This window comes from Bacillus sonorensis NBRC 101234 = KCTC 13918, from assembly GCF_001592005.1.
Lineage (GTDB): Bacteria > Bacillota > Bacilli > Bacillales > Bacillaceae > Bacillus > Bacillus sonorensis.
Genome location: NZ_BCVZ01000001.1, coordinates 155478 through 173476 on the forward strand (window position 1 = coordinate 155478; position 17999 = coordinate 173476).

The following is a 17999-nucleotide window of genomic DNA, read 5'->3' on the forward strand; positions in this document are numbered from 1 at the left end:
CGGCTAAATTTGGGAATTCAATCTTGTTGATAGCCGGAAAATATGATACTATTTTTGAAAGCGCTATCATTATTATCCGCACCAATTCCCTCCGTCCCCCTCTTGCAGCGGTCTTTCACTTCCTTAGGAGGATGAAACATGAAAAAAGCGAAAAACAGATGGCTTATTGCTTTATGTGCCGTCGGCATTCATTTGTCAATCGGTTCGGTATACGCATGGAGCGTCTTTACAAATCCGCTTGCCGACAAATTCGGCTGGAGCCTGAGCCAAATCAGCCTGACGTTCAGCATCGCGATTTTATGTCTTGGATTGTCAGCCGCTTTTTTGGGGCATTTCGTAGAAAAACATGGACCGAGAAAAGCCGGAATGCTTGCCGCTTGTTTTTTTGGAGTCGGTGTGACGTTTTCGGGAGCTGCGGTCCAGCTCGGCTCGCTTCCATTGCTTTATTTGTTTTACGGTGTTTTTGGCGGCATCGGTCTTGGTGTCGGCTATATCACGCCTGTTTCCTCGCTCGTCAAATGGTTTCCCGACCGCCGCGGCCTGGCCACGGGGCTTGCCATTATGGGATTTGGTTTTGCAGCCTTGATCAGCGGTCCGGTTATGCAGTTGCTCATCAACGCCGCCGGCATCGCCAATACCTTCTTTATCCTCGGCATCTGCTATTTTTTGATCATGATGTGCTCTTCCCTTTATTTGTCTCCGCCCGAAAAAGGCTGGCAGCCAAAAAGACTTTCTCCTGAAAAAACCCGAAGAATGCAGAACTCTGATTTATCCCAGCTGACGGCAAATGAGGCGGTGAAAACAAAACGATTTTACTACCTGTGGCTGATGCTCTTTATCAATGTCACATGCGGAATCGCGATCATCTCGATTGCTTCCCCGCTTGCGCAGGAAAGCGCAGGGATGTCAGCCGCCGGCGCAGCCGTTCTTGTCGGCGTTTTAGGCGCATTTAACGGCTTCGGACGCATCGGCTGGGCTTCGGTATCAGATTATATCGGGCGCCCGAATACGTATACCATCTTTTTTGCCGTACAGCTCATCGCTTTTCCGCTTTTGCCGTTTATGAGAGATCACATTATGTTTTCTATTTTTATGGCGCTGATCTATACATGTTATGGAGGAGGATTTGCCACAATCCCGGCCTATATCGGCGATTTGTTCGGAACAAGGGAGCTCGGTGCGATCCACGGCTACATATTAACCGCCTGGGCAGCGGCCGGACTCGCCGGACCGATGTTTTCTTCATGGATTCGTGATGTGACAGGAGGCTACGGTCAGAGTCTGACGGTTTTCGCCGGACTGTTCGGAATCGGCCTGCTCCTATCGGGTTTCATGAGGGCCGATATGAAGCAATTGAGAAAAAAAGCGGACATTCTCTTGTCCCATTCAATAAAAGGATGAAAACCGGAAGGCAATATTTTTTCTGCTGAAAAGGAGTGGAGAAAATGGGAAAAACAAAGCATGGAGGACCGATTAAATTAGACAAAAAACCGGCGCCGAAGCTCTGGGCCTCCCTGGCGCCGATGGGCCTCGGCAAGGTAAAACCAAAGCATATCAGAGATACGCTGAAGGCCGCCTGGGATAATAAAGACAGCCTTCCGTACGCCTACAGAATTTTAACCCAAGGCGTTTGCGACGGCTGTGCCCTCGGCGTCTCAGGCTTGCGCGATCAGACGCTGACAGGCCCTCATTTATGCACGACCCGGCTGAATGTTCTGCGATTAAACACAATGCCGGCGATTGAAGATCAATGGCTGTTTGCCGACATTCAAAAACTAAGGCGCCTTGACAGCAGCGAACTTCGAACATTGGGCCGCATCCCTTATCCATTATCACGAAGAAAAGGAGAAGCCTCATTTACGAGAATATCGTGGGATGAAGCGCTTAATCGGATTGCGAAAAAAATCAAATCGATCGATAAAAGACAGCTCGCCTTTTATTTGACCGCCCGCGGTATTACGAATGAAGTGTATTATACTGCCGCTAAGGCGGCCCGGTTTCTCGGCACAAACAACATCGACAATGCATCCCGGATCTGCCATTCGCCAAGCAAAACAGCTTTAAAAAGGTCTCTTGGAATCGGCGCTTCCAGCTGCAGTTACCAAGATTGGATCGGCACGGACGTCCTCGTGTTCTGGGGGTCTGTCGCCGCCAATAATCAGCCTGTATCCACCAAATATATGTATGCCGCAAAAAAAGCGGGAACAAAAATCATCATGATCAATCCTTATCGAGAGCCCGCCATGGAAAACTACTGGATTCCCTCAATACCAGATAGCGCCCTATTCGGCACAAAGATCGTTGATGATGTGTATCAGGTCAATATCGGCGGGGACATCGCATTTATGAACGGGGTGATAAAGCACTGGTTTGACATGGAGGAGCAGACGCCCGGTTCGGCGCTGGACCGATCCTTTATTGAAGCAAACACAAACGGCTTCACTGAGCTGAAGCGGCATATTTCAAAACAGACATGGGAGGCGCTTGAGGCGTCCTCCGGTTTATCAAAAGAGAGCATGAAAGAATTCGCTTTATTGCTGGCAAACGCGAAAACCGGCGTTTTTGTCTGGAGCATGGGGCTTACACAGCACCGTTTTGCGACCGACAATATTTCACAGGTTGCCAATCTCGCCCTCCTTCAGGGCTTTATCGGAAGAAAACATTGCGGTGTCATGCCGATCAGGGGCCACAGCGGCGTTCAGGGCTCAGGAGAAATGGGAGCGGACCCCTTCGCATTGCCCGGCGGTGATTTTGATGAGGAACATGCGGCGCGGATCGAGAAGATTTGGGGCTTTGAGATTCCGAGATGGCAGGGGGATACAATCGGCCAGACCATTGAAAACATGCTCCTTCCCGATGGCCATCCGAAAAAAGTCAAAGCATTTTACACAAGCGGCGGCAACTTTCTCGAAACGATGCCGAATCCTGCTTTTATCGAGAAGGCGCTGTCCGAAATCGAACTCAGGGTTCACCAGGATATTATGTTCAACACATCAACACTTCTCGATGCAAAAGAAGAAGTCATTGCCCTGCCGGCGATGACGAGGTATGAACAGCCCGGCGGCGGCACTTCGACGAGCACAGAGCGGATGGTCTACTTCAGTCCTGAAATTAAAGGGCCGCGGATCGGAGAAGCCCGCCCGGAGTGGGATATATATGTCGATCTCGCCAAACGCGTCCGGCCGGAAGACAAAGAACGAATCCATTTTTCAAGCGCGGCGGAGATCCGCAAAGAAATCGCCGAAGCCAACCGGAACTATGACGGCATTCAGCATCTAAAAAACCGTGGAGATGTCTTTCAATGGGGAGGGGCCTGGCTTTGCGAAGGCGGCGTTTTTCCGACGGCAGACGGCCGCGGAAACCTGATTCCTGCCGATCTTCCCGAAAACAGACGGACGGAAGGGCGCTTCCTTGTAACGACAAGGCGCGGAAAACAGTTCAACTCCATGATTTACAGCGATAAGGATCCGTTTAATAACGCGGAACGCTATGATATCATGATCAACCGGAAAGATGCTGAAGAGCTTTATATTAAAAATGGAGAAGCGATCGTTTTGTTCAACCGGTTTGGAACGTTTCAGGGGCGCGCCAAATATGCAGATGTGAAACGGGGAAATGCCGCGGTCTATTGGCCTGAGGGAAATGTGCTGATCCCTCAAGGCGTGTATGAAAGCCATGCAAAAATTCCCGAATACAACACAGAGGCCATCATCGAAAAGGCGGAGACGTTTCACTCCAGAAAAGATCAGCGCTACGTTGAAAAACGGATTGAAGAACTCGAGATGACAACGGAGTAAACAATGGACGCATGAAAACGGGACGGCTTCAAATGCCGCCCCTCTTCCGCATGGATTTACTTAGACAGTTTTACGCCTTCTTCTTTCCATACTTCTTTAAATTCTGATGGTGTATCAGCCTCAATCAGTTGGCCGCCTCCGGCTTTCGCCACTTTTTGAAGTTTGGCTTTTTCTTTAGTCGTTTTCACGTCTAAACCAACGATATTGATGATCGTTTTAATGTTGGATTGGCGAAGGTCTTTCGCTGCCTGAACAGGGTCTCCCCCGCACGTTTCCTCACCGTCAGTCACGATATAGACGTAATTTTTGCCGTCCTTATCAGACAGTTGATCTTTCACATCGTAAAGTGATTTGGCAATCGGAGACCAGCCTGTAGGCTTGATTCCGCTCAAAGAAGCTTGAAATGCGCCTGTAGAGAACGGCTGCAGATCATAAACCGTTTCCGTTGTACCGCATGATTCCGCTTTTCCTGATAATTTATTGTTTCCTTTATGTCCGAACACATTCAGCATGACATTTGCATTACTTGAAAGCAGGTCAGCAAAATCGTTAACTGACTCTTTGGCAATGTCGAATTTCTTTTCCCCATCGATTTTTTGCGCCATGCTTCCGCTTGCATCCAGCACAACCGCAACATTGACATCTTCTTTGCCGGCGTCTTCAGCCGCAAAAGCTGCCGGCGCCAAAGACAAAAGCATCGTGAACGTGGACAATAATGCAAAACCCTTTTTCATCCTTCTCACATTCCTTTCCGTGTTTGTTATGATGATCGGATTGTTCGTTATAGAACAAGTCCACAAACATCGTAAAAGAAGGCCTGCCGGAAATAAATAGGCCGTATCTCCTTTTTAAAATCGCCTATTTTTCATGAGCATTGCTCTTCATAAGCGGCATTTTCACTTAAGTCCTATCAAAAAAGTATGCTAAAAGGTCATAATCTTCCCAATAATGGCGAAGGCACGGACAATAACCCCGCCAAAGGATACAGTGCGACTGAATGCTCTGACACAAGAACTTAATATTTGTAAACTGAAACATATCTTCCGGCAAACAAAAAGGCCGGGGACTTTCCTCGGCCTCTTTCATTGTTACTTTGTAAGCTTGGCTGCTTCTTGAGTAAAGATTCGTTTAATGTCTTTTTGGGTTTTAGCTTGGAAGTACTCACCGCCGCCAGCTTTTGCGATGCTTGTCAGCTGACCATGATATCCTTCGCCGAAATCAAAGCCAATGACATTGACGACTGTTTCACGGTCGGATTTGCGCAATTCTGTCGCTACTTTGACAGGATTTCCGCCGCACGTTTCCTCTCCATCTGTAAGCAGATAAACAACATTTTTCCCATTGTTGTCAAGCTGATCAAATGCGTTTTTTGCATCTTGAAGAGCGTTTGCAATCGGTGTCCAGCCTGTCGGTTTGATTCCATTCAATGAATTTCTGAAGCTTTGTTCATCATATGTTTGGAATCCGTAGACGCCTCTAATGGCATTACAAGATTGAATCTTTCCGGAATTTTTATTGTTACCCTCTGAACCGAAAACACGCATGAGTACGTTTGTATTCTCAAGCTCTGAGCCAAAGTTGAAAGCTTCTTTTTTGGCAAGTTCGTATTTTGATACCCCGTCGATTTTTCTGGCCATGCTTCCGCTCGCGTCAAGCATAATCGCAACGTTAGGCGCATCTGCCGGTACAGTTGCCTCCTGCTTTTTTTCCGCCGCAAATGCAGGCGATCCCAAACTTAAAACTAAGGCCGCCAGAATACCCGCTGTGAGTGTCTTCTTCATTCTCCCTGTTCTCCTTTCATTTTTAAGAGTCGTTCGATACATCATTATCGTAGAAGAACACCAGGGAGAAATAAATAGGACATGCCTCCTTTTCACCGTTATTTACTTTCGCATAAATCAAGCGCTTTAATTGGTCATTAACACCCGGTTCGCTGCCGGTGTTCAGTCAATTAACGGTCTTTGGACGCTATAAGGCAAGTCCTCTGACACATTATTTTTGTAATTTTTGTATAATACTTTTGGGTGGATGAGGATCCTGGCAATGACACATTTGACATACCTTATCATGTTTATTTTTTCGCCATATATTTATTTAAAAATTGATCGGCTTTGGAAATGGCCGTTCCTTTGTAATAATATTTGACGATGTCCTCTGCCTTTTTTCCGTCTTGCGCCATATAATGGGCCCCATATTGACTCATTCCCACGCCGTGGCCGTAACCCCTCGTCGTTATGATGATTTGATTGCCTTTGCGCTTCCAATCAAAATCCGCCGATTTCAGCCCGAGTTTTTCGCGAATATCCCTTCCATCAAGCTTCTTTCCGTTGATGACAGCCGCTGCCACGCGCTTTCCGGGTGTTCGCCCGGTTATCTTCCCGATATTGTTTGAGTCATCAAGCGTTACACCGAGCTTTTTCTCAAATTCAGCAACTGTAAATGTTTTGTGATTTAAAAATTTGGGCGACTTTTTGTCCCATGCGCTTTTTACGCTTTTAAGATATGGAATATCACTCGTCCAGTAAGCTCCTGCATTTTCCGTATAGCCGTTGCTCGTAGAAAAGAACGAAGCATCAATCGGCTTATGATCATAGGTTAAAATTTTTCCCTGAGTACCGGCTACAGCCTGTGTCACCTTCTTTATTTTCCAATCATAATCATCCTTCCAAATTCGGCGAAGCTCTGAATTGCTTTTATACACCTGGAACATTTGCGTATCATCGACAAGCGACCCTTTGGGCGACTGTACGGCCTGATCAGATACCATTTGTCTCACGATGTAAGTGCGTGCTGCAAGGGCTTGTGCCTTTAAAGCTTCCATTTCAAAATCAGCCGGCATTTCAGAGGCGACAACCCCGATGACATACTCTTCAAGGGGAATGTCTTCTACTTTTCGGTCAGCCGTTCTGTAGACCGGAATCGAAACGGGAGACTTTTTTAATGTCACCGGCTCTTTTTCCTCCTTTTGTTCAGTGTGTTTGTTTGTTTTTGGCATCCCGGTATCCCCGTGAAAAGGAAGAACAAGCAGTGTTGGTACGAGTAAAATCAGCATGCATATTCCTGCTAGTACAATAAATAGCTGTTTCAAATTAGCGGCCCCCATTTCTGTTTTGTCTCTCTCATTTTATGGGCGGGGACAAGCTAATATGCCTGTACTTTTTGGCTTTCGGCACGTATTGAAATCGTAATGCCGGTGCATAATGATAGATATACGAGACATACTGATATAGAATGCTTGAACAATATTGAAAATAAAAAATCAGTATGCCTGGCCGGCATACTGATTCATGTGGGTTTAAGCATTTAAATCTGTCACAACTTCTTTATTTTCAAGATGAACCTCTTCATCATTTACGCGCTCAATATCGGCGCCAAGACCCGCGAGTTTTTGATGGAAGTTAACATACCCGCGGTCTAAGTGCTTTAATTCTGTAACACGTGTATGGCCGTCAGCAACAAGACCAGCCAGAACAAGAGCAGCACCTGCACGCAGGTCAGTTGCGGCTACTTCTGCGCCTTGAAGCTGTACAGGGCCGTTAATGATGACAGAACGTCCTTCAATTTTAATATCCCCGTTCATCCGGCGGAATTCTTCGGCATGCATAAAGCGGTTTTCGAACACGGTTTCCGTAATCATGCTGGTGCCGTTTGCGCGCATTAAAAGAGCCATCATCTGTGACTGCATATCAGTCGGGAAACCTGGATGAGGCATTGTTTTCAAATCGATCGGCTTTAATTCAGCAGGACCGATAATGCGAAGACCGTCAGCTTCTTCTATAATTTGAACGCCCATTTCTTCCATTTTCGCAATTAAAGATGTTAAATGCTCAGGAACAGCCCCCTGCACAAGAACATTCCCTTGAGTGATCGCTGCGGCCACCATGAAAGTTCCCGCTTCGATCCGGTCAGGGATGATGGTATGCTTAGCGCCATGGAGCGTTTTAACACCTTCAATTTTAATGGTGCCTGTACCGGCGCCTCGGATTTTTCCGCCCATTGCATTAATGTAGTTAGCCAAATCAACGATTTCAGGCTCTTTCGCGACGTTTTCAAGAGTCGTCGTACCCTCGGCTAAAGCGGCAGCCATGATCAGGTTTTCAGTCGCTCCGACACTAGGGAAATCAAGATAAATTTTCGCCCCTTGAAGGCGGCCTTCTACAGTTGCTTCGATAAAGCCGTTTCCGACTTTAATCTTAGCGCCCATTGCTTCAAAGCCTTTTAAATGCTGGTCAATCGGTCTTGATCCGATCGCGCATCCTCCAGGCAATGCCACTCTCGAGTGGCCTGTGCGAGCAAGAAGCGGGCCCATCACCAATACAGATGCACGCATTTTTCGAACATATTCAAACGGAGCCTCAGTTGACAAAGTGCGAGATGCATCAACCGTTACTGTATTATTCTCAAAATGGACATTTGCGCCTAAATGACGTAACACTTCGTTAATCGTATATACATCGGAGAGCGTAGGCACATCACATATTACGCTTTTTTCTTCACTGGCTAATAAAGATGCAGCGATAACAGGTAAAACGGCATTTTTTGCTCCTTCAACTTTGACTGTGCCGTTTAACTTTCGACCGCCGCGGACGATGATTTTTTCCAAGGTATTCCCCTCCGCGTCCCAATTTCTCTATATTAATATTCAGTCGTGACGATTGGTGTTCCAACCGTAACGGTAAGTTTTTCGCCCATTCCCGCGTTTCTAAGCGAGACTTGCAAATTCATTTGATGTTTTTCTGTTTTAATGGATTCTTTCCACTCGTTAGTAAAGGCAGAAACAGAAACGAAATTTGGTTCCATTACATTCTCAACGGACCTAGCGTGAAATTCCTTCACTAGGTCGTTCGCTTTTTTTTGCAAAACAACATCCATCTTACCATTTAGATGGCCCTTTAGACAAGTAAAAACTGCGGTCTTTTCTCGCATTATGTCGAATGCATCCCGTTCAAACTGCTTATATGTATGATTCCAGTTTTCCCGTGGTCCCGCGCCTTTTTGCTCATATAATAAATACGATACTGGTCTCTGTTTTGTGAGGGTAGCTACCAAATGGATTTTTTTGCTGATTTGATTTTTTTGGTCAGCATAGATTCCTGTTGCTTTTACTGTACCATCTTTCCGTGAGAAAGCCCACTCATACTGTCGATATTGGCTCTTTAAATGTTTCATTTTTTCAAAAAATTCACTTTCAGAAAGCGAAAACTGTTTCTTTGTATGCAGCGTCCACTCTTCAAGCTCGACATCATGGCGGGTCAAACCTTCGGCCAGCTGTTGCATCGGTGTGTTGCCTGCAGCATCAAGCGTTTTAAATACATGAATTGCCAAAAATAACATCACAATAAAAATGAGGGCATTAACCGTTTGTTTTTTCTTCATCACGCACCATCCTCTCCTACTTTCCATTTTTGACGGATCGCAGGAAAAGCATACGTGGAAAAACAAGGTCAGTACCGCAAGTTTGCGGAAAGCCTGACCGCGGTTTCATCCCACATTTTTCAATTCCCGAAAAAGGATGAACTTAATCAGGAAAACAAATTTTGAAGCTGTTTGGAGTAATAAAGATAATCCAGGAAAAAGTTGCTGACCGTGGAGCCGATGGCGATCGTGATGAAAATCATCAATAGTCTCGCCTGAAGGATTTTTCCTTTTCTGATAAGCGGGTCAATGTTGACCGCCAGAAGAGCCCACCACGTCAGTGCAATAAAAAAAAGATGAACCAAAATACTGACAGCAGCCTGTTGTCCGATCTCTTCCATTTTCGATGACGCCTCCTTACGTTATATCCGGCCTGACCCTGCCGGCACACCTGGTTTCTCTTCTGATGCAGAATAAGGATAAACGTTGATCTTTTTAAATAATTTTAGCAGTTTCAATGTTTGGTGTTAATACAAATACGCTAAGAACTTTTTTCCATAAACGGGGTGGCACCCTGTTCTTGAAGAGTTGCTGCGGAATGTTTCTGAGATTGTTAAGATAAGGCGAAAAGCAGAATTGCTCTCCAGAAATGGAAGAGAAAATAGCTTACTATTTTGATTATAGATAGATTCAAATAAAAAAGGTGAACAATTTGTGAACTTTTTTTAACATTTCACTTGCTTGTGGAATCGCAAATATAAAAAATCCTTCCCATCGAAAATGGGAAGGATCATTTTCTTTATTTCGCAATTTCCAGTCGGTTAATCGCGCGTTTTAAAGCAAGTTCTGCCCGAACGATGTCAATATCTGGAGATTGTTTTTGCAAACGCTCCTCTGCTCGCCGTTTTGCGGCCAAGGCGCGTTCTTTATCAATTTCTTCAGATGTTTCAGCCGTCTGTGCCAGAATGGTGACATGGTCAGGGCGCACTTCCACTATTCCCCCGCTGACGGCAACCAGCTCAGTTTGACCGTCTTTTTTCAGACGGACTGCAGCAATTTTTAGCGGAGCAACCGTCGGAATATGACCGGGCAAAATCCCCAGCTCACCGCTCTCTGCTCGAACGCTTACCATTTCTATATCCGCATCGTATACTGGGCCGTCGGGAGTAACGATATTGACTTTTAAGGTCTTCATGCTTTTACCCTCCTAGGACCAGTTTAGACTTCTACACCCATTTCTTTCGCTTTTTCGACTACTTCTTCAATGCGGCCGACAAGACGGAAAGCATCCTCAGGCAGGTGGTCATACTTGCCTTCAAGGATTTCTTTAAAGCCTCTTACCGTTTCTTTAACAGGCACGTAAGAACCCTTTTGTCCTGTAAACTGTTCAGCTACGTGGAAGTTCTGCGATAAGAAGAATTGTACGCGGCGCGCACGGCTAACGACAAGCTTATCCTCGTCAGAAAGCTCATCCATTCCGAGCATCGCAATGATATCCTGAAGCTCTTTATAGCGCTGCAGAATCTGCTGAACTTGACGGGCGACATTATAATGTTCCTCTCCGACAATTTCAGGAGCAAGCGCCCGGGAAGTCGAAGCCAGCGGGTCAACCGCAGGATAAATCCCCATTTCCGACAGCTTACGCTCAAGGTTCGTCGTCGCATCCAAGTGAGCAAACGTCGTAGCCGGCGCCGGGTCAGTGTAGTCATCCGCAGGGACGTAGATCGCCTGAATCGACGTAACAGATCCGACATTCGTTGATGTGATCCGTTCCTGAAGCTGACCCATTTCGGTCGCAAGCGTCGGCTGATAACCAACCGCTGAAGGCATGCGGCCAAGGAGGGCTGATACCTCAGATCCGGCTTGTGTGAACCGGAAGATATTATCGATAAAGAACAATACGTCCTGGCCTTCTTTATCACGGAAATGCTCAGCCATAGTGAGTCCTGTCAGTGCAACACGCATCCGCGCGCCAGGCGGCTCGTTCATCTGGCCGAAAACCATTGCCGTTTTACCGATAACACCGGAATCTTTCATTTCATAGTAAAGGTCGTTACCTTCACGCGTACGCTCTCCAACGCCCGCAAAAACGGAAATACCGCCGTGCTCTTGGGCGATGTTGTTGATAAGCTCCTGAATCAAAACGGTTTTACCAACTCCAGCTCCCCCAAACAGACCGATCTTTCCGCCTTTAATATATGGAGCAAGCAAGTCAACGACTTTGATTCCCGTCTCTAAAATTTCGACCTCTGTTGACAGCTGGTCAAACTTTGGAGCCTCTCTGTGGATCGGGTCTTTCGGAGTATCAGCCGCGAGCGGCTCATCCAGATCGATCTTCTCTCCAAGTACGTTGAATACGCGTCCAAGCGTCGCGCTTCCTACAGGAACGGCGATCGGCTCTCCCAGATCGACGGCTTCCATTCCGCGCGTTACGCCGTCCGTAGATGCCATCGCAATCGCACGAACTGTATCATCGCCAAGATGCAGCGCTACTTCAAGCGTCAGTTCAACGTCTACTTCGTTTTCGTTTTGCGCTTTGTGTGAAATTTTAATCGCATTATAAATTTCAGGTAAGTGACCGTCTTCAAAACGAACATCAACGACCGGTCCCAATACCTGGCTAACGCGTCCTTTTTTCATCTCTATCCCTCCTGACAAACTTTTTCTATTCTAAGGCAGCTGCACCGCCGACAATTTCCGTAATTTCCTGCGTGATCGATGCCTGACGGGCACGGTTGTATGACAGTTCAAGGTCGGCGATAATCTCTTTTGCATTGTCTGTCGCATTTCTCATCGCCGTCATTCTCGCAGCATGTTCGCTCGCTTTGCTGTCAAGAAGCGCGCCAAAAATCAAACTTTCCGCATACTGGGGAAGGAGCACTTCCAGAATCTCTTCTTCATCCGGTTCAAACTCAAATGACGTCTTTTTCTTGTTAGGCGCAATATCTGTCAAAGGCAGCAGCTTTTTCTCCGTTACCTCCTGGGAAATCGCGCTGACAAAATGGTTGTAGAACAGATACAGTTCATCAAAGGTTTCGTCAATATACATTTGCACCGTGCTGTTCGCCAAATCTTTGATTTCTGAAAACGTCACTTCGTCCCTGATCCCCGTCATTTCAGAAATGACAGGAATTCCGCGCTTTTTAAAGAAATCGCGCCCCATTCTTCCGACCGCGATGACCGCATACTCATCTTTGGATTGATGGCGTTCCTGAATCCTTTGATACGCCTTGCGGAGCACGTTTGCGTTAAACGCCCCCGCCAAGCCGCGGTCAGCTGTGATGACAAGGTATCCGGTCCGCTTCACTGGGCGGCTTGACATCATCGGGTGTCCGCCTGTGTATCCGATCGCTATATCGGCAACGACTTCCTGCATTTTTTCCATATAAGGAACAAATGATTTCGCTTTGTTTTCAGCCCTGTTCAGCTTTGAAGCAGAAACCATTTCCTGGGCTTTCGTAATTTGACTCATTTTTTTATTTGAAGCAATTCTGGATTTAATATCCCGTAATGAGGCCAAAAGGTTTCACCACCTTTTTGTTTTCAAATTCCTTCGCATTGACGTGAAAAAGAGAGAAAAAGATAGCCTTTTTCTCACTTTTTATTGTTTAGTTGCTTGGCGCGAACGTGCGTTTAAAGCCTTCGATTGCAGCCTTCATGTCCTCGTCTGCAGGAAGGTTTCCTGTCTGCGCGATGGAATCGAGCAGGTCTTTATGATTTTGGTCAAGGTACATAAATAGCTCTTCTTCAAAGCGTCTGATGTCCTCAACAGGAATATCATCAAGGAAGCCTCTTGTCAGGGCATAAAGAATCGCCACCTGTTTTTCAACCCGGAGCGGTTTGTGAAGATCCTGTTTAAGCACTTCAACTGTACGGGCCCCGCGGTTCAGCTTCGCCTGTGTCGCCTGATCCAAATCCGATCCAAACTGTGCGAATGCTTCAAGCTCACGATATGATGCCAAGTCAAGCCGAAGCGTACCGGAAACTTTCTTCATCGCTTTGATCTGCGCAGATCCCCCTACACGGGATACTGAAAGTCCCGGGTTGACTGCCGGGCGTACACCTGAGAAGAACAAATCAGACTGCAGGAAGATTTGTCCGTCTGTAATCGAGATTACGTTTGTCGGAATGTACGCGGAAATATCACCGGCTTGCGTTTCAACGAATGGCAGCGCCGTTAAAGAACCTCCGCCTTTCGCATCGCTCAGTTTTGCGGCGCGCTCAAGCAAACGGGAGTGAAGATAGAATACATCTCCAGGGAATGCTTCACGGCCCGGAGGACGGCGAAGAAGCAAGGACAGTTCACGGTATGCGGTAGCCTGTTTTGAAAGGTCATCATACACAACCAAAACGTGCTTGCCGTTATACATGAATTCTTCTCCCATTGTAACCCCTGCGTATGGCGCAAGATACAGTAAAGGAGCAGGCTGTGAAGCCGAAGCCGTCACAACGATCGTGTAATCTAGAGCACCGTATTTACGAAGCGTTTCAACAACGCCGCGGACTGTCGATTCTTTCTGACCGATCGCTACATAGATACAAATCATGTCCTGATCTTTTTGATTCAAAATCGTATCGATTGCAATCGATGTTTTTCCCGTTTGACGGTCTCCGATAATCAGCTCACGCTGACCGCGGCCGATCGGAATGAGGGCATCGATTGGCTTAATTCCTGTTTGAAGCGGCTCATGGACGGATTTACGATCCATAACCCCTGGCGCAGGACTTTCGATCGGACGGGTTTTGCTTGTTAAAATCGGACCGAGTCCGTCTACCGGCTGGCCGAGCGGATTGACAACGCGTCCAAGCAGCTCTTCACCGACCGGAACTTCCATAATCCGGCCCGTTCTTTTCACTTCATCGCCTTCGCGGATTTCTTTGTAAGGTCCTAAAATAACGATACCTACGTTTGATTCTTCAAGGTTTTGGGCAAGGCCCAGAACACCGTTTGAAAATTCGACAAGCTCACCAGCCATACAGTTATCAAGGCCGTGTACGCGCGCGATACCGTCACCAACCTGAATAACCGTACCTACGTCGTGAACTTCTATTTCAGACTGATAGTTTTCAATTTGCTGTTTGATAAGAGTGCTAATTTCTTCAGCTTTGATGCTCACTTAGGTTTCACCCCTTCTTTCGATTTTCACCTGCTAATTGACGCTCTATGCGGGCAAGCTTTCCGCTTACACTGCCGTCATAGATGCGGTTTCCAATGCGGATTTTCACTCCGCCTATCAGACCCGGATCCACTTCGTTTCTCACGCGTAATGAAGCAGCACCGGCTTTTTTTGCAAACACTTTGGAAAAAGAAAAAATCTCTGTTTCACTGAGCGGTTTCACAGAATATACAATCGCATCTTCTGTCTGACGGTGCCTGTTCGCCATTTTGACATATTCGTCAGCAAGCTCTGGCACAATCGATATGCGGCTGCGGTCAATCAAAAGATACAGCGTGTGCAAGACTGCGGTTGAGGCAGATCCGAACGAATCCTTGATGATCTGCTTTTTCTTTTCCGACGGCACTTTTGGATGACTGAGCACGGCATTCAGTTTTTTATGCTCGGCAAACAGCTGTTTGATTACGGTCAGCTCTTCTTCTATTTCGTTGACCAGCTTGGACTCAAGCGCGATTTCGAAAAGAGCGGCTGCATAGCGTTTGGAGACGGCTGATTGACTCATCGGCTTTCTCCTACTTCTTTAAGGTAATCTTGGATTAATTTTTCCTGGGCTTGTTCGTCCAGCTCTTTTTCAATCACTTTCGAAGCAATCATGACAGAAAGTGAAGCCACTTGTTCACGCAATGCGCTGACAGCCTGGTCTCTTTCCTTTATAATTTCGCTTCTCGCAGATTCTTTCATGCGCTCTGCTTCCTGGCGTGCAGCCTTGATGATTTCTTCTTTTTGCTGCTCTCCCAGTTTTTTCGCATTTTCAATGAGCGAGTGGGATTCTTCGCGTGCTTCCTTCAAAAGCGCCTGCTGCTCTTCAATCAGCTTTCTCGCTTCTTCATGCTTTTTCTCGGCAGACGTGATTTCGCCTGTGATGTGATCTTCACGTTCTTTCATTATATTTAATAGCGGTCCTAAAGCGTATTTCTTCAAGAGCGCTAATAAAATCAACATGGCAACAAGCTGGAACAACATCGTTCCGGCGTTAAGCCCAACTCCTGCTCCCATAACATGTGGTATAAAAGACATCGAATTCGGCAACTCCCTTCTTGCAGATTATCTCTCGAAACCGTCAGAACATCCCCTCTTCATCAAAGCGGGCTCCTGCGGGTCGGACAGTTCAAGCAACCATAAAGCAATGGCGAAGGCCTCTTGCAGTGATCTTCGCCATTTACTAGTGTTATATAGGGTTTTAGCGGAAGAATGCTAGGAATGCAATAACGACCGCGATAATCGGAAGGGCCTCAACCAATGCAACCCCGATGAACATAAGCGTTCTTAATTCTTTACCAGCTTCAGGCTGGCGGGCGATGCCTTCCACCGTACGGGATACGATCAATCCGTTACCAATACCTGCACCAAGTGCACCTAATCCAATTGCGATTGCAGCTGCTATTAAACTCATGAAAAAGTTCCTCCTTTAAATGTTATCCTTTTCGGATATGTCTTTTTTTATTAATGTTCATGACTAACTTTGTGAGACATGTAAACCATTGTTAACATCGTGAAAATGAAGGCCTGGATTGTACCTACGAATAAACTGAATGCCTGCCATGCGATCATCGGCACAACCGCGCCTATGGTTCCCACAAATCCCAAGAAAATGTTTTGGGAATAGAAATTGGTTGCCATGCCGGCAAGCAGGCCGAGCAGAATTTCGCCGGCAAAAATATTACCGTAGAGACGCAATCCCAATGTTAATGTGTTCGCGAATTCTTCTATAATTTTCAGCGGCACCAGATATGGAATCGGTCTGACGAAATCCAAGGCGTAATCCTTTAACCCTTTTCTTTTCACACCATAATAATGAGTCAGTGCCATAACCATCACGGCAAGGGTTAATGTAACCGCCGGATCGGCTGTCGGCGATTTCCACCATAATTCGTGGCCGACTGTGATAGAAAACGGCAGGCCGAGCATATTTGCAACAAATATGTACATCAAGAGCGTAACGCCAAGTGCGAGAAAGTCTCTGCCGATTTTAAGATCCATTGTGCTGCCGATAATATTGCGAACAAAATCGACAATCCACTCCATGAAATTCTGTGCTTTTGTCGGGCGGATCGCAAGAGTTCTTGTGGTCAGCACAGCGATCAAAAAGACGATGATACATGTCACAGTGATCATTAGAATGCTTGCTAAATCAAAGTTAAGGCCTAAAAAATTAACAATTCTTGTTTCGTGATTCAAAGGGTTTTCACCTCTCTTCCATTGATGAACGTTTTAGCTGGATAAAGGAATCTATCATAATGACAGGATATATCGTCATCAACCCCACAATGACGCCTGCCAAATGAATATACTCAGGATATTTAAAAGCAAGGGCCGCCGCTAAGATGGCATTGCACATTCTGGAGGCAGTCCCGAGAGAACGGATCGTTTTCCCTTTAGCCACTGCTTTATCAAAGGCCTGCATTCTTTTTGTCAGCAGCCAGAGATTTAAATAACTGAAAACAGTGCCTGTAATCAGGCCTAAAAAAATCGCCTGATAGGGCAAAAACCCATAGCCTAACACGCAGACTGCCAAAATATATAAAATATATTTTTGTTGCCTACGGAATGAAAGACTCGCATCGGTCATCAAATACGCTCCTGATGAAATATTTTTTAAAATCTATCTTACGATTACGGTAAACTAGGCGGTTGACCATTTTACAGAACAAAGGGTTCTGTTCAAGACTTCACACACCCTGAAAATTCCAGGTGGTGTTCAGTCTGTCGCCTGCCAATATGGGGTTTTCAAAGGATTTTAACAGAGGACTGGTCATTATGATAACCGCTATGAAAACCTTATCATAATAGCCTATTTTAGCATACAATAGCCCCTCTGAGGTGTCAATCTGTTTAAAGTTAAAAAACTATTCATAATCAGGAAGCTTCTCACAAAATGTTCACAATTTCGCCTTATTTACAACACACACATGTTTAATTATGGAATAAACCGCAAAAAAAGAAAACCCTTTTTAAGGATTTTCTTTCATTATTTTGTTCCGAACATCCGGTCTCCGGCATCACCCAAACCTGGAACGATATAGCCTTTTTCATTTAATTTTTCATCCAGTGCGGCGATGTAAATATCGACGTCGGGATGATGCTTCTGAACCTCATCCACGCCTTCAGGTGCGGCGATCAGGCACATGAATCGAATGTTTTTCGCGCCGCGCTTTTTCAGACTGTTCAGCGCTTCGACCGCTGAGCCGCCGGTTGCAAGCATCGGGTCGACAACGATGAATTCGCGCTCTTCCACATCAGACGGCAGCTTGACATAATACTCGACAGGCTTCAGGGTTTCAGGGTCGCGGTAAAGCCCCACATGGCCGACTTTTGCCGCCGGGATCAGCTTCAAAATGCCGTCTACCATTCCAAGCCCCGCTCTGAGAATCGGAACGACACCAAGTTTTTTGCCGGCGATCACACTTGATTTGGCCTTTTGAACAGGTGTTTCAACATCGACTTCCTTAAGAGGGAGATCGCGCGTAATTTCAAAGGCCATCAGCGTTGCAACCTCATCGACAAGCTCCCTGAACTCTTTCGTTCCGGTCTTTACATCGCGAATGTATGTAAGCTTATGCTGTATAAGGGGATGATCAAACACATATACCTTTCCCATATCCGTTTTCAGCTCCTTTATGTTGTGTTCCGAAAAAACGGTCATTTTTTCACACTTCTATTGATTCTACAT

The 17999-nt window shown here is 46.2% G+C and carries 18 protein-coding genes; 2 read left to right on the forward strand and 16 right to left on the reverse strand.

Annotated elements, in window-relative coordinates:
- The first annotated feature begins 138 nt into the window (after positions 1 to 138).
- Positions 139 to 1401 carry an L-lactate MFS transporter gene (locus BTR1S_RS00725; RefSeq protein WP_029419633.1) on the forward strand — a complete coding sequence of 421 codons (1263 nt, stop codon included), beginning with the start codon at positions 139 to 141 and terminating at the stop codon, positions 1399 to 1401.
- Positions 1402 to 1445: 44 nt separating this feature from the next.
- Entirely contained in the window at positions 1446 to 3797 is a 2352-nt protein-coding gene (locus BTR1S_RS00730) for an FdhF/YdeP family oxidoreductase (protein WP_029419634.1), read from the forward strand.
- A 56-nt stretch (positions 3798 to 3853) separates the two neighbouring features.
- Here the strand turns inward: BTR1S_RS00730 and BTR1S_RS00735 are convergent, their stop codons facing one another.
- The 16 genes from BTR1S_RS00735 to upp all read right to left on the reverse strand — a co-directional run bounded on the left by BTR1S_RS00735 (position 3854) and on the right by upp (position 17927).
- Positions 3854 to 4531: a VWA domain-containing protein gene (locus BTR1S_RS00735; protein ID WP_006639400.1), complete on the reverse strand. Its 678-nt coding sequence runs from the start codon at positions 4529 to 4531 to the stop codon at positions 3854 to 3856.
- A gap of 354 nt (positions 4532 to 4885) precedes the next feature.
- Positions 4886 to 5578, reverse strand: a complete 693-nt coding sequence (locus BTR1S_RS00740) for a VWA domain-containing protein (RefSeq protein WP_006639401.1) — start codon at positions 5576 to 5578, stop codon at positions 4886 to 4888.
- Positions 5579 to 5868: 290 nt separating this feature from the next.
- Positions 5869 to 6885, reverse strand: coding sequence for a stage II sporulation protein D (gene spoIID, locus BTR1S_RS00745; protein ID WP_029419635.1), 1017 nt, complete (start codon positions 6883 to 6885; stop codon positions 5869 to 5871).
- 207 nt (positions 6886 to 7092) lie between these two features.
- Positions 7093 to 8400, reverse strand: a complete 1308-nt coding sequence (murA, locus tag BTR1S_RS00750; protein ID WP_029419636.1) for a UDP-N-acetylglucosamine 1-carboxyvinyltransferase — start codon at positions 8398 to 8400, stop codon at positions 7093 to 7095.
- Between the two features lie 32 nt (positions 8401 to 8432).
- Positions 8433 to 9173, reverse strand: coding sequence for a YwmB family TATA-box binding protein (locus BTR1S_RS00755; RefSeq protein WP_006639404.1), 741 nt, complete (start codon positions 9171 to 9173; stop codon positions 8433 to 8435).
- A gap of 146 nt (positions 9174 to 9319) precedes the next feature.
- Positions 9320 to 9553 (reverse strand): DUF1146 family protein, encoded by a 234-nt coding sequence (locus BTR1S_RS00760; RefSeq protein WP_006639405.1) that lies wholly within the window; start codon positions 9551 to 9553, stop codon positions 9320 to 9322.
- Between the two features lie 398 nt (positions 9554 to 9951).
- Positions 9952 to 10347: a F0F1 ATP synthase subunit epsilon gene (locus tag BTR1S_RS00765; RefSeq protein ID WP_006639406.1), complete on the reverse strand. Its 396-nt coding sequence runs from the start codon at positions 10345 to 10347 to the stop codon at positions 9952 to 9954.
- Between the two features lie 23 nt (positions 10348 to 10370).
- Positions 10371 to 11792 (reverse strand): F0F1 ATP synthase subunit beta, encoded by a 1422-nt coding sequence (gene atpD, locus BTR1S_RS00770; protein ID WP_006639407.1) that lies wholly within the window; start codon positions 11790 to 11792, stop codon positions 10371 to 10373.
- A gap of 25 nt (positions 11793 to 11817) precedes the next feature.
- Positions 11818 to 12672 carry an ATP synthase F1 subunit gamma gene (atpG, locus tag BTR1S_RS00775; RefSeq protein WP_006639408.1) on the reverse strand — a complete coding sequence of 285 codons (855 nt, stop codon included), beginning with the start codon at positions 12670 to 12672 and terminating at the stop codon, positions 11818 to 11820.
- Between the two features lie 88 nt (positions 12673 to 12760).
- Entirely contained in the window at positions 12761 to 14269 is a 1509-nt protein-coding gene (gene atpA, locus BTR1S_RS00780) for a F0F1 ATP synthase subunit alpha (RefSeq protein ID WP_006639409.1), read from the reverse strand.
- A gap of 7 nt (positions 14270 to 14276) precedes the next feature.
- Positions 14277 to 14831, reverse strand: coding sequence for a F0F1 ATP synthase subunit delta (locus tag BTR1S_RS00785; protein WP_006639410.1), 555 nt, complete (start codon positions 14829 to 14831; stop codon positions 14277 to 14279).
- Complete coding sequence (atpF, locus tag BTR1S_RS00790; RefSeq protein WP_173400974.1) at positions 14828 to 15325, reverse strand: F0F1 ATP synthase subunit B; 498 nt, start codon at positions 15323 to 15325, stop codon at positions 14828 to 14830. The genes BTR1S_RS00785 and atpF overlap by 4 nt, the downstream gene beginning before the upstream one ends.
- Before the next feature lie 184 nt (positions 15326 to 15509).
- The gene (gene atpE, locus BTR1S_RS00795) at positions 15510 to 15722 is read right to left on the reverse strand and encodes a F0F1 ATP synthase subunit C (protein WP_006639412.1); all 213 of its coding nucleotides are present in this window, start codon (positions 15720 to 15722) and stop codon (positions 15510 to 15512) included.
- Between the two features lie 50 nt (positions 15723 to 15772).
- Entirely contained in the window at positions 15773 to 16507 is a 735-nt protein-coding gene (gene atpB, locus BTR1S_RS00800) for a F0F1 ATP synthase subunit A (protein WP_006639413.1), read from the reverse strand.
- A gap of 7 nt (positions 16508 to 16514) precedes the next feature.
- Complete coding sequence (locus BTR1S_RS00805; RefSeq protein ID WP_006639414.1) at positions 16515 to 16898, reverse strand: ATP synthase subunit I; 384 nt, start codon at positions 16896 to 16898, stop codon at positions 16515 to 16517.
- Positions 16899 to 17297: 399 nt separating this feature from the next.
- Entirely contained in the window at positions 17298 to 17927 is a 630-nt protein-coding gene (upp, locus tag BTR1S_RS00810) for a uracil phosphoribosyltransferase (RefSeq protein WP_006639415.1), read from the reverse strand.
- Positions 17928 to 17999 lie beyond the last annotated feature (72 nt).

Coding starts and splice junctions, on each gene's coding strand:
- BTR1S_RS00725 (WP_029419633.1), top strand. CDS start 139: ATGAAAAAAGCGAAAAACAGATGGCTTATTGCTTTATGTGCCGTCGGC.
- BTR1S_RS00730 (WP_029419634.1), top strand. CDS start 1,446: ATGGGAAAAACAAAGCATGGAGGACCGATTAAATTAGACAAAAAACCG.
- BTR1S_RS00735 (WP_006639400.1), bottom strand. CDS start 4,531: ATGAAAAAGGGTTTTGCATTATTGTCCACGTTCACGATGCTTTTGTCT.
- BTR1S_RS00740 (WP_006639401.1), bottom strand. CDS start 5,578: ATGAAGAAGACACTCACAGCGGGTATTCTGGCGGCCTTAGTTTTAAGT.
- BTR1S_RS00755 (WP_006639404.1), bottom strand. CDS start 9,173: ATGAAGAAAAAACAAACGGTTAATGCCCTCATTTTTATTGTGATGTTA.
- BTR1S_RS00760 (WP_006639405.1), bottom strand. CDS start 9,553: ATGGAAGAGATCGGACAACAGGCTGCTGTCAGTATTTTGGTTCATCTT.
- BTR1S_RS00765 (WP_006639406.1), bottom strand. CDS start 10,347: ATGAAGACCTTAAAAGTCAATATCGTTACTCCCGACGGCCCAGTATAC.
- atpD (WP_006639407.1), bottom strand. CDS start 11,792: ATGAAAAAAGGACGCGTTAGCCAGGTATTGGGACCGGTCGTTGATGTT.
- BTR1S_RS00785 (WP_006639410.1), bottom strand. CDS start 14,831: ATGAGTCAATCAGCCGTCTCCAAACGCTATGCAGCCGCTCTTTTCGAA.
- atpF (WP_173400974.1), bottom strand. CDS start 15,325: ATGGGAGCAGGAGTTGGGCTTAACGCCGGAACGATGTTGTTCCAGCTT.
- atpE (WP_006639412.1), bottom strand. CDS start 15,722: ATGAGTTTAATAGCAGCTGCAATCGCAATTGGATTAGGTGCACTTGGT.
- BTR1S_RS00805 (WP_006639414.1), bottom strand. CDS start 16,898: ATGACCGATGCGAGTCTTTCATTCCGTAGGCAACAAAAATATATTTTA.
- upp (WP_006639415.1), bottom strand. CDS start 17,927: ATGGGAAAGGTATATGTGTTTGATCATCCCCTTATACAGCATAAGCTT.